Raw genomic sequence first — 11,361 nt, forward strand, 5'->3', positions numbered from 1 at the left:
ACACCAACACCCCCGCGGGGGGGTGGGCGGGGCCCCCCCCCCCCCCGGCCCGCCACCCCGCGGCACCGGCGACACCGACGGGGGAACCCACCCATGCCCACGCCTCGTGAGCGGCTCGCCGACGCCCGGCTCTACCTGTGCACCGACGCCCGGAAGCGCCAGGGCGACCTGCCTGCCTTCCTCGACGCCGTGCTCTCCTCCGGCGTGGACATCGTGCAGCTGCGCGACAAGGGCATGGAGGCGGGTGAGGAGCTGGAGCACCTCGCCGTCCTCGCTGAGGCCGCCCGCCGCCACGGCAAGCTCCTCGCGGTGAACGACCGGGCCGACGTCGCCCACGCGATCGGCTCCGACGTGCTCCACCTCGGCCAGGGCGACCTGCCCGTGCCCGCCGCCCGCGCGATCCTCGGCGGCCCTGACGACGTACTGATCGGCCGTTCCTGCCACGCCGAGTCCGAGGTGGCCGCGGCCGCCGCCGAACCGGGCGTGGACTACTTCTGCACCGGGCCCTGCTGGCCCACCCCCACCAAGCCCGGGCGGTACGCGCCGGGTCTCGACCTCGTGCGGTACGCGGCCGGTCTGGCGCAGGACCGCCCCTGGTTCGCCATCGGCGGCATCGACGAGACCAACCTCGACGAGGTCCTGGACGCGGGCGCGCGCCGGATCGTCGTCGTCCGCGCGATCACCGAGGCCGAGGACCCGGCGGCCGCGACCGCCGCCCTCGCCAAGCGCGTCCGGGAGCGCGCGGAGGCCTGAGGGGAGCCCCGCTCCCCGGGACGCCCGCACCGGCGTCCCGACAGAATGTCCGAAAAATTGTCCACAACGCGGACGCCGTCTACGCGGGCCCGCGTCCCCCGTCTAACCTGCCCGTATGGCCCTAGGTACCGCTTCCGTCCGCTCGGACCGCGCACGCACGGTCCGCGAGATCCTCGCCTCCGGTGGCACGTCGTACTCCTTCGAGTTCTTCGCGCCGCGGACCGCGAAGGGCGAGCAGGGCCTCTGGAACGCGATGCGCCGGGTCGAGGCGGTCGGCCCCAGCTTCGTCTCCGTGACCTACGGCGCCGGCGGCACCACCCGGGGCGGCACGGTCAAGGCCACCCAGAAGATCGCCTCTGACACCACGCTCACCCCCGTCGCGCACCTCACCGCCGTCGACCACTCGGTCGCCGAACTGCGCAACGTCCTCGGCCAGTACGCCGACGCCGGCATCCGCAACATGCTCGCGCTGCGCGGCGACCCGGCCGGCGACCCGCTGGGCGACTGGATCGAGCACCCGGAGGGCGTCCGGTACGCCGCTGACCTCGTGCGGCTCATCAAGGAGTCGGGCGACTTCTGCGTCGGTGTCGCGGCCTTCCCCGAGATGCACCCCCGCTCCACCGACTGGGACACGGACATCCGGCACTTCGTGGACAAGTGCCGCGCGGGCGCCGACTACGCGATCACCCAGATGTTCTTCGACCCGGAGAACTATCTGCGGCTGCGCGACAGCGTCGCGAAGGCGGGCTGCGAGACCCCGATCATCCCCGAGGTCATGCCCGTTGTGAACGTGAAGACCCTCGACCGGCTGCCCCAGCTGAGCAACGCCGCCTTCCCGGCGGATGTGAAAGACCGCATCCTCGCGGTCAAGGACGATCCAGCCGCTGTACGCTCCATTGGCATCGAGTTCGCGACGGAGTTCTGCGCGCGTCTGCTCTCCGAGGGTGTCCCCGGACTGCACTTCATCACGCTGAACAGCTCCACCGCGACGCTCGAGATCTACGAGAATCTCGGACTGCACCAGCAGTCGTGACCGGTCGTACCCGCCCCGACCCGCGGCGGTGACCGTGGAGAGGGGCGGCGGGGCATGGGGTGGACGGTCCTCTACATCGCATTCGGCGTAGTCGCGTTGTGGTTGCTGGGGGAGGTGCTCCTCCAGTACAAGGCACGGCTCCGCTGGCGGCTGCTCGCCTTCACCGGCTTCCTCGGCGTGGTCCTGGGCGTGCTGCTGCCCTCGGTGTTCGTCATCATCGCGGGAGCGGTCGCCTTCGCCGTCGGCCAGACCTATGTGACGCTCTCCTTCCGCCGCGGCTTCTCCACCGGCTGGGCGATCGGCGGGAACCCGGGCGCGAGCCGCCGCCGCAAAGCGGGCGGCCAGGCAGGGCCCACCCTCGAAGTCACCGAGGTCTCGTACGACGCCGTCGACGCCTACGACACGGCGGACGGCCACGGCCACGACGACCCCGCCCACACCGCCGGCGAGACCACCGCGGTCTACGAGCCCCAGCCGCTGCCCGACGACACCGGCCAGTACGGCGTCTACAGCGGCCCCCACGGCGCCGGGCACCAGGACACGGGGCACCAGGACGCCGGTCAGGGCGTGGGGTACGGCACGGGGTACGAGCAGCCGCAGCAGCCCGCCTACGACGCGTACCCCCCCGCGTACGAGCAGCAGCAGCAGCCGGCCTACGACTACGGCGCGCCCGCCCCCCAGCAGCAGTACGCCGCCTACTCCGACCCGTACATCGGCCCGGGCACGGACGGCCAGCAGTACACCTCGTACTACGGCGACCCCTACGCCCCCTCCTACACCTACGACACCCCGCCCGGCGGCGTCTGGGTCCCGCAACAGCGCGACACCGAACAGCCCTCGCAGCAGGCGCCGCAGCCGCAGAGCCCGTACGGCTACGAGCCGCACCCGGACGAGCAGCAGCAGTACCGCTACTGAGCGGGCGCGTACCCAGGCATGTCCCCGGGGCGCGCCCGTAGGCGCGTCGCCGCGCGGGCCTGCTACCGGGAGCCGCGGAAGTCCGCACCCTCCACGATCAGGCCCGCCACCAGCGCGCCCGACATGCCCGCGTGGGCGAGCCCGCCGCCGGGGTGCGACCAGCCGCCCGCGAACCAGAGCCCCGGCAGCGGGGAGCGGTTGGCCGCCGGGAGCAGCTGACCGCGCGCGCCGGCGAGCGCGGGGCCCGGAACCGCCGCGGACCCGGTGTCCCGCCGGACGTCCTCCGGGGTGCGGACGTGCCGCCACAGCAGTCGCTCCCGCAGCCCCGGCACCGCTTCGGCGGCCGCCTCGACCATCCGGTCGGCGAAGGCCTCCCCGTCGGGGGCGCCCCAGTCCTGACCGTCCGGCCCGGGAGCCAGGCGGACGGTCGCCGTGACCGTCACCGCCTCGTGCTCCGCGTCGGGCCGCAGCGCCGGGTCGTCCGGCCGCAGCACCGTCACGGTCGGCCGCTCGCCGGCCGCGTGCACGACCGTGCGGTGCACCGCCGCCGCCTCCCGGGGCCCGCGCAGGGCCAGACAGACCGTCACCCGGCTCGTCCCGTTGAGCTGGAAGTGCGGCCGGTCGTCCTCGGCGCGCTCCCACGCGACGACGTGCTCGTCGTACAGCGTGGGAATCGGGGCCCCGGAGACCACGTGGTCCACCTCGACCGTCTCGCCCCCGGCCAGGCGGACACCGACCGCCCGGCCGTCCTTCTCCAGGACCTCCTCGACCGGCGTGTCGAAGACGAACTCCACCCGCCGCTGCCGGCACCGCTCGAAGACCGCGTCGGCCAGCGCCCGGATGCCCCCGGCCACGTACCAACTCCCGAAGGTCTGCTCCATGTACGGCAGGACGACGGCGGCGGCCGGAGCGGTCGTCGGGTCGAAGCCGTACGACCACGCGTACGCGTCGAGGAGGGCGGCGAGCCGGGGGTCGCCCAGCTCCCGCGCCCCGACCTGGGCGAGCGACGTCGTCGGGCGGCGCAGCAGGCCCGCCTTGAGCGCCGGGTACGGCTCCCGGGCCAGCGGCGCCGGGTCGGCCGGCTGCGGCTCCTCCAGGAGCGGGCGCCGGGTCCGGTCCCACGCCTCGCGGGCCCGCACCAGGAAGTCGCCCCAGCGGTCGCCCGCGCCCGCGCCGAGCGCGGCGTCCAGGGCGGCGACCGTGCCGGCGCGGGAGGCGTTCGGCAGGTCCACGCGCGTGCCGTCGGCGAAGACATGACGGCTCGCCGGATCGACCTGGGTCAGCGCGACGCACTCCTCCAGGGGCTTCTTGCCCGTCTTCACGAACAGGTCCCGGTAGACGGCCGGCAGGTGCAGCAGCCCCGGGCCGGTGTCGAAGGCGAACCCCTCGCGCGCGAAGCGGCCGACCGCCCCGCCGTACGTCGACGTCCGCTCGTACACCGTCACCCGGTGGCCCGCCACCGCCAGTCGGGCCGCCGTCGCCATGGCGCCGAGTCCCGCGCCGATCACCACAATCCGTGCCATGTCACCGACCCTATCCGGCGGGTCGGACACCGCCGGAAGGCCGGTCAGAAGTGGTCGGCCTCGTCCGGTGGCGGCCGTGTCCGCGCCCGTCTCCCGACGGTCACGAGCTGATTCTCCTCACGGCGCTGGGCCCTGCGGCGCAGGAACCGGCGGATCCGCTGGGCGAGGAAGAACAGGATGGCCAGGCCGATGGCGAGCAGGACGGCCGCGATGATCGCCGCCGCCACCGGGTTGAAGATCGCGAAGGTGACGATCGCGGCCACCCCGAGGTCCTCGGCCAGGCTGAGCGCGACGTTCGTGAACGGCTCCGGAGAGGTGTTGACCGCCATCCTCGTCCCGGCCTTGACGAAGTGGCTCAGCAGGGCCGTCGTGCCGCCGACCGCGCCCGCCGCGAGTTCCGGCAGCGAACCGTTCTGGCCGGCGAGCAGGGCGGCGACCACGGCACCCGAGATCGGCCGGATCACCGTGTGGACGGAGTCCCAGGCCGAGTCGACGTACGGGATCTTGTCCGCCACCGCCTCGCACAGGAACAGCACGCCCGCGACGACGAGGACATCGGTGCGCTGCAAGGACTCGGGCACCTCGTCGGTCAGCCCGGTCGCGCCGAAGACGCCGAACAGCAGGATCACCGCGTACGCGTTGATCCCGCTCGCCCAGCCGCTGGTGAACACCAGGGGGAGTACCGACACGCCCGCGATCGTAACCGGACTGAGTACCCGTACCTAGAGGCCGAGATGAGTAGGTACGCGGATGGGCTCCGGCCCGCCCGCAGGGAAGAGTGGTGACCACGGAAGGGGCGCGGCTCCGGTACCGCCGGCACGGGGCTGCGGAACGGGGCCGCGCGCCTGCCGACTCCGGGGTACGGGGGATGTGCCTCGGGGGTGCACGGGGGTGCACGCGAGAAAGAAGCCGGTGCGGCGAGGCTCGGGGGGATCGAGCCTCGCCGCACCGGCCTGTCCGCGTGGTGGGGAGGGGGCCCGGGAGTGTCGTGCCCGGTCTACCGGCCTCCCGGGAGTGTCGTGCCCGGTCTACCGGCCGCCGACCCGGCCGTGCAGCAGGCGCGAGAGCGCCGCGTGCACGTCGTCGAGCGAACGCTCGCTCTGGAAGGCCTGCCAGTCGAGCGCCGCCACGAGCACCATCCCGACCAGCGCCGCCGCCGTCAGCTGGACGTCGATGTCCTCGCTCAGCTCACCGGCCGCGACACCCTCCCGCAGGACCCCCTCGACCACCGCGACGGCCTGCTGGCGGACCACCAGGAGCGTCGAGTTCCAGGCCCGGTTGGTGCGCCAGAGCTCGGCCACGTACAGCTGGGTGAAGGCCGGATAGCGGTCGATGAAGACGAGCCCCGCCCGGATCATCGCGTCCAGCGCGTCGACCCGGCTCCCGCCGCGCTCGTCGGTCTCCTCGGCCGCCGTCCGCAGCGAGGCCGTGAGCAGGGAGACCCCGTGCCGCAGCAGCTCCTCGAAGAGCTCGGTCTTGCTCTTGAAGTTGTAGTAGACCGTGCCCTTGGCCACGCCGGCCCGCTCGGCGATCTCGTCGACCGTCGTCGCGGAGAAGCCCTGCTCCGCGATGAGGGTGACGGCCGCCTCGTAGAGCTTCGCGCGCGTGGCCTGGCGTCGGGTGCTGCTGCTGTCCATGGGGTCGATTCTCACAGGTGTCGCGGGTGTCACCGGCCCTGTCTCACAGGGTCAGCTCGGGGTGGAGCCGGTCGAGCGTCCAGACCTGCCGCTTCCGCGCGGAGACGGCGGTCAGGGCCAGGGCGCCCAGGGTGAACGCGGTCAGCACCGCGCAGGCCTGCCAGACCGGTCCGATCCCGCCGCCCGTGATCAGCCGGCGCAGCGCCTCGACGACGTACGTCATCGGCAGGAAGGGGTGGATCGCGTTGAAGAAGCCCGGGCTGGTCTGGACGGGGTACGTGCCGCCCGCCGAGGTCAGCTGGAGCATCAGCACCGCGAGCACGAGGATCCGGCCGGCCGCGCCGAAGCGGGCGTTGAGCCACTGGATGATCGCGGCGAAGCAGCAGGTGACCAGGGCGAGGAAGCCGACCGTGCCGGCGGCCCTGGTCATCTGGAGGCCGAGGCCCCAGTGCAGGACCGACATGAGCGCCGCGACCTGGAGGACGCCGATCGCCGCCACCGGGAGCCAGCCCGCCAGCGCGATCCGCCAGGCGGAGCCGCCCGCGGCGAGGGCGCGCCGGTTCAGCGGCTGGATGATCATGTACGCGACCATGGCGCCGACCCACAGGGAGAGCGGGATGAAGTACGGGGCGAAGCCGGTGCCGTAGTTGGGCGCCTTGTGCAGCGACTGCGAGGCCAGCCGCACCGGGTCGGCCATGACCTCCGTACGCCGGTCGCGGGCCTTCTCGTCGTAGTCGGGGATCTGCCTGACCCCGTCGTGCAGCCCGACAGCCAGCGCGCTGGAGCCGTCGGCCAGCTTGAACAGACCGCCGTCGAGCTCGCCGGCGCCCTTCTTGAGCTTGCCGACGCCGGTGTCGAGGTCGGCCGAGCCGGTCTTGGCACCGCTGATGCCGGTGTGCAGCCGGTCCGCGCCCTCGGCGACCTTCTTGGCACCCGCGTTGAGGTCGTTGATCTTCTTGATGGCGCCCTCGACGTCCTCGTCGAGGTGCGGGGCGCGGACGGCCAGCTCGTCGGCCTGCTTCTTGAGCGTGACGAGCCGCGCGTCCAGGGCCTTGAGGTCGCCCGTGCTGTCCTTGGTGAGGGTGTGGACGTCGTCGGCGATGGTGGCGACGTCGTCGGCGCTGACCGAGGCCTCCTTGAGGACCCCGCACACCCGTGCGTCGGGCTCCGGCTTCGTCTCGCACTCCTCGCGGTGGAGGGCGGCGAGGCCGTCGTCCGCCGTGTGCGCGGCGGCCCGGACCACCGGGGCGCGCCGGACGAGGTCGTCGAGGTTGTTGCGGACGGCCGCGATGGAGTCCGAGGCGAGGCGGGCGCTGTCCCGGATCGACGTGCCGTTGTTCGCCAGGTACGGGCGGACCTTGTCCGCGGTGCCGTTCACCTTGTCGGCGAGCTCCTGCGTGCCCTTCGCGACCTTGCGGGAGCCGTTCTCCAGGTCCTTGGCGCCCTTGTCGAGCTTCTTCAGCCCGGCCGCCAGGTCGCCGCTGCCCGCCTTGGCGTCCTTGAGGCCGTTGGCCAGGTCCTTGGAGCCCTTCTTCGCCTTGTCCACACCGTCCTTGAGGTCGTCCGCGCCCTTGGCGGCCTTCGCGGTGGCCTCGTGGATGTCGGAGAAGGAGATGAAGATCTTGTCGAGGAAGGTGCGCGAGGACTTGGTCGAGGCCGCCGTGCGCACCTCGGAGAAGACCGTGCGGGAGATCTGGCCGACGATGTAGTTGTTGGCGTCGTTCGTCCGGACCTGGAGGGCGCCGGTCTCGGGGGAGTCCCCGGAGCTGGAGGCGATCCGCGAGCTGAAGTCGCCGGGCATGGTCAGGGACAGGTAGTACGTCCCGTCCTCGACGCCCTTGCGGGCCTCGGCGTCGCTCACCCGGTGCCAGGCGAAGGTGTTGCTCTCCAGGAGCCCCTCGGTGATGTCGTCACCGGCGTTGATCTTCTTGCCGTCGGCGGTGGCGCCCCGGTCCTCGTTGACGAGGGCGACGGGGATCTTGTCGAGCCTGCTGTACGGGTCCCAGAACGAGTACAGGTACAGCGCGCCGTAGAGCAGCGGGAGCAGCAGGATCGCGACGAGCGCGGCGCGCGGCAGCTTCCCCCTGCCGAAGCGCTTCAGCTCAAGCGCGGCCAGTTTCGGCGAGCGCATCGGCCGCCCCCTCCTCGGTGTCGTCTGCGTCTGCGTCTGCGTCTGTGACCTCGGCCGTGGACGTGTCCGTGGCTCCGCCCGGGTCCGCGGCTTCGGTTGCGTCCGGGGTCTCGGTTCCGGTCTCGGTCTCGGTTCCGGTCGTGGGCTCCGTCGTCGCGATCCGCTGGGCGAAGGCCGGGGCCTCGGCGCAGACGGCGAGGACGGTCGTGCCGGACGCGGCCACCGAGCGCAGCAGCGCCCAGGCCTCGGCCCGGTCGGCGTCCGAGAGCTTCAGGTCCGTGTCGTCCAGGGCGAGCAGCCGGGGCCGGCCGATCAGGGCCAGGGCGATCGTGAGCCTCAGCGCTTCCAGCCGCTCCAGATCGCGTACGGACGTCCGCTCGCCCTTCGGCAGGGCGGCGAGGTCCAGGCCGGAGGCCGCGACGGCCTCGTCGATCCGGGCCCGTGCCTCCGCCGCCCGCTCGGAGGGGCGCCGCAGGAGCGCCCGTACGGAACCGTCGAACCTGCGCTGGAGCAGAGCCCGCTCGCGCAGGTGCTCGGCGACCGTGAAGGCTGGGTCCAGCTCGCTCACTCCGGGCACCTGGCCGAGCGCGCTGATCCGGCGCACCGCGCCCAGCTTGCGGGGCAGCCGCACCCCGCCGACCTCGGCGTGGCCCTCCGTGGCCTTCATGCGGCCGGTGAGGGCCAGCAGCAGGCACGTACGGCCGGAACCGGACGGGCCCTCGATCGCCACCAGCGCGCCGGGCCCGGCCCGGAAGGAGACCTCCCGGAAGGCCCAGCCGCGCGGTCCCTTCAGCCCGAAGCCGTCCGCGACGACGGCGGCGCCGTGCGGCTGCTCGTCCGCCTCCGCTCCCACGGGCCCACCCCCACTTCCCGTTTTTGAACTGACTGGTCAGTGCAAAAACTACCCCGAGGCGGTCGATCAGACAAAAGCCCAGGTCAGCCGCATTGTCAGTGGGGCGCTGCACGATGGGCACATACGGCCACGGAGCCGTCACGCGACGACAGGAGGCACGTCATGGCCAGCCCTTCCGCAGCAGCCGCGCCCCGCCCCCGACCCGGAAGTCACGCCGCCCCCGCACAGTCCGGACCCGCGTCCGACATCCACCCCGTCCCGCGCCGCGCCACCGCCCCGCCCGCCGCCCTCGACCTGCTCGCCAAGTCCCGCACCGGACTTGCCGAGGCCGCCGCCCTCGACCGGCCCCACGAGCGGTACGCCACCGCCCACCTCGCCGCGCTGCGGGCTGCGGCCGCCGTGCTCGCCGCCCGGGCCAGGCCCGAGACCGCACCCCGCCACCGGCAGCGGATAAGGAGCGCCTGGGAGCTCCTTCCCCAGCTCGCGCCCGAGCTGACCGAGTGGAGTGCCCTCTTCGCCTCCGGCGCCCAGCGCAGGGCCCGCGCCGAGGCCGGCATCACGAGCGCGGCGACCCGGCGCGAGGCCGACGACCTGCTCAGGGACGCAGCCCTCTTCCTGCGCCTGGTCGAGCGGCTGCTCGTCCTCCAGCCGGTGCTGCCCCGCCAGCCGGGCGCCGGAGAGACCGGAGGATGATCCGAAACGCAGGCCCGAGGCCATAGGGTGGGGAGCGTCCGTACCCGTCACCGAGGAGTCAACAGCCGTGCCGGACCCTTCCCCTGTCTTCGGTCGAGAGGCGTCGTCGCGACCGTCGCGCGCCTCCCTGCGTACCGCCGTCGTCTGGGACGTCCTCAAGGACGCCCTCGACCGCCGGGTCAAGGCCACCGGGAAGGACAGCCTCGATGTCCTCGACACGGGCGGCGGCTCCGGGAACTTCGCCGTACCGGTGGCCCGCCTCGGCCACCGCGTCACCGTCGTCGACCCCAGCCCCAACGCGCTCTTCGCGCTGGAGCGCCGGGCCGCCGAGGCCGGCGTCGCCGACCGCGTCACCGGTGTCCAGGGAGACGTCCGGGGCCTCTTCGACGTGGTCGAGCGCGAGGGATACGACGTCGTGCTCTGCCACGGCGTCCTGGAGTACGTCGACGACCCCGCCGAGGGCGTGCGGAACGCGGTCGCCGCGCTCCGTGCCGGCGGCAGCCTCAGCCTGCTCGCCGCCGGGCTCGGCGGCGCCGTGCTGGCCCGCGCGCTCGCCGGGCACTTCACCGAGGCGCGGCACGCGCTCAGCGACCCGGACGGGCGCTGGGGCGCGGGCGACCCCGTGCCCCGGCGCTTCACCGCCGAGCAGCTCGCCGAGCTGACGACGGAGGCCGGACTCGAGATCGGCGCCGTCCACGGTGTCCGGGTCTTCGCCGACCTCGTGCCGGGCGTCCTCGTGGACACCGAACCGGGCGCCGCGGAGGCCCTGCTCAAGCTGGAGGCCGCGGCCGCGGAGCTGCCGTCCTTCCACGCCATCGCCACCCAGTTGCACGTTCTGGGCGAGAAGCGCGCCTGACAGCCACCGGCACCCGTTCGGCGGTGCGGGCCGAGGGCGTCGATCGAGTACGCCACAGCCCGCCCGATGTGGGGTTCCGCCCCGTATGATCGGGGGACAGCATCCGGCATGACGGAGATGGCGCTGGGGAATCAACGCCTCAGCAACCGATCCGCATGGCGGCCCGGATTGGCTTTTCGGCATTGTGGGCGGGTTTCACGGGGGCGATTCCCTGCCTATCCTGAAAGGGCCGCAAACCGGTCGCCCCCGCGACCGACGACTAGGAGGACTCCGTGCCGCTCTCGGAGCACGAGCAGCGAATGCTCGAGCAGATGGAGCGAGCGCTGTACGCCGAAGATCCCAAGTTCGCGACAGCGCTCGAGGGAAGCGGACTGCGTACGTACACCCGCCGACGGGTTTACCAGGCAGTCGCCGGCTTCCTGGTGGGTATCGCGCTCCTCATGGCCGGAATGGTCGCACAGCAGATCTGGATCAGCGTGGTGGGATTCCTCGTCATGCTGGGCTGCGCGGTCCTGGCGGTCACCGGATGGCGCAAGGCGCCCAAGCCGGGCGAGCAGCAGGCCGACAGTGGGACGGCGGCCGGCGGCCGCCAGACCCGGCAGCGACGCTCCACCATGAATCGGATCGAAGAGCGGTGGCAGCGCCGCCGCGACGAACAGCAGGGCGGCGGCCACTGACGGCCCCCTGAGCGGTAGCCCCGCACCCTTACACGACCGAGCCCCGCAGGGCCCGCGCCTCATCGCGCGATGCCCTGCGGGGCTCGTCGTGTGGGACAGCTCGTCGTATCGGACAGCGTCGTGTCGGACAGCTCGTCCTGTCTGACACCCGGCGGGAGAGCCGGTGAGGGGCGGGGGCGCGGGGAGCGGCCCCCCCCCCCCCCCCCGACCCGCACCCCCCCCCGCGGGGGGGGGGGCGGGGGGGGCGCGGGGGTAGCCGGGGTCCCCATGGCGGAGTCGCCGCCCACACC

At 73.2% G+C, this 11,361-nt stretch carries 11 protein-coding genes; 6 read left to right on the forward strand and 5 right to left on the reverse strand.

Annotated elements, in window-relative coordinates:
- Window positions 1-93: 93 nt before the first annotated feature.
- From thiE to ACWFR1_RS18355, 3 genes are all read left to right on the forward strand, one after another.
- Entirely contained in the window at window positions 94-753 is a 660-nt protein-coding gene (gene thiE, locus ACWFR1_RS18345; protein ID WP_453552298.1) for a thiamine phosphate synthase, read from the forward strand.
- A gap of 115 nt (window positions 754-868) precedes the next feature.
- Window positions 869-1,786 carry a methylenetetrahydrofolate reductase [NAD(P)H] gene (gene metF, locus ACWFR1_RS18350; protein ID WP_453552300.1) on the forward strand — a complete coding sequence of 306 codons (918 nt, stop codon included), beginning with the start codon at window positions 869-871 and terminating at the stop codon, window positions 1,784-1,786.
- Window positions 1,787-1,840: 54 nt separating this feature from the next.
- Window positions 1,841-2,701, forward strand: coding sequence for a hypothetical protein (locus ACWFR1_RS18355; protein WP_453552302.1), 861 nt, complete (start codon window positions 1,841-1,843; stop codon window positions 2,699-2,701).
- A 62-nt stretch (window positions 2,702-2,763) separates the two neighbouring features.
- On the opposite strand, the gene ACWFR1_RS18360 is transcribed toward ACWFR1_RS18355, so the two are convergent.
- The 5 genes from ACWFR1_RS18360 to ACWFR1_RS18380 all read right to left on the reverse strand — a co-directional run bounded on the left by ACWFR1_RS18360 (window position 2,764) and on the right by ACWFR1_RS18380 (window position 8,845).
- Window positions 2,764-4,224: a phytoene desaturase family protein gene (locus ACWFR1_RS18360; protein ID WP_453552304.1), complete on the reverse strand. Its 1,461-nt coding sequence runs from the start codon at window positions 4,222-4,224 to the stop codon at window positions 2,764-2,766.
- 44 nt (window positions 4,225-4,268) lie between these two features.
- The gene (locus ACWFR1_RS18365) at window positions 4,269-4,913 is read right to left on the reverse strand and encodes a DUF4126 domain-containing protein (protein WP_453552306.1); all 645 of its coding nucleotides are present in this window, start codon (window positions 4,911-4,913) and stop codon (window positions 4,269-4,271) included.
- 339 nt (window positions 4,914-5,252) lie between these two features.
- Window positions 5,253-5,861 carry a TetR/AcrR family transcriptional regulator gene (locus tag ACWFR1_RS18370; protein WP_453552308.1) on the reverse strand — a complete coding sequence of 203 codons (609 nt, stop codon included), beginning with the start codon at window positions 5,859-5,861 and terminating at the stop codon, window positions 5,253-5,255.
- 43 nt (window positions 5,862-5,904) lie between these two features.
- Window positions 5,905-7,992 (reverse strand): YhgE/Pip family protein, encoded by a 2,088-nt coding sequence (locus ACWFR1_RS18375; RefSeq protein ID WP_453552309.1) that lies wholly within the window; start codon window positions 7,990-7,992, stop codon window positions 5,905-5,907.
- Window positions 7,964-8,845, reverse strand: a complete 882-nt coding sequence (locus ACWFR1_RS18380; RefSeq protein WP_453552311.1) for an ATP-binding cassette domain-containing protein — start codon at window positions 8,843-8,845, stop codon at window positions 7,964-7,966. The genes ACWFR1_RS18375 and ACWFR1_RS18380 overlap by 29 nt, the downstream gene beginning before the upstream one ends.
- Before the next feature lie 162 nt (window positions 8,846-9,007).
- On the opposite strand from ACWFR1_RS18380, the gene ACWFR1_RS18385 reads away from it, so the two are divergent.
- From ACWFR1_RS18385 to ACWFR1_RS18395, 3 genes are all read left to right on the forward strand, one after another.
- Window positions 9,008-9,538, forward strand: a complete 531-nt coding sequence (locus tag ACWFR1_RS18385) for an SAV_6107 family HEPN domain-containing protein (RefSeq protein ID WP_453552313.1) — start codon at window positions 9,008-9,010, stop codon at window positions 9,536-9,538.
- A gap of 67 nt (window positions 9,539-9,605) precedes the next feature.
- Complete coding sequence (locus tag ACWFR1_RS18390) at window positions 9,606-10,394, forward strand: methyltransferase (RefSeq protein ID WP_453552315.1); 789 nt, start codon at window positions 9,606-9,608, stop codon at window positions 10,392-10,394.
- A 272-nt stretch (window positions 10,395-10,666) separates the two neighbouring features.
- Window positions 10,667-11,071 (forward strand): DUF3040 domain-containing protein, encoded by a 405-nt coding sequence (locus ACWFR1_RS18395; RefSeq protein ID WP_453552317.1) that lies wholly within the window; start codon window positions 10,667-10,669, stop codon window positions 11,069-11,071.
- Window positions 11,072-11,361: the final 290 nt, after the last annotated feature.

Source organism: Streptomyces sp. NPDC055103 (assembly GCF_053607625.1).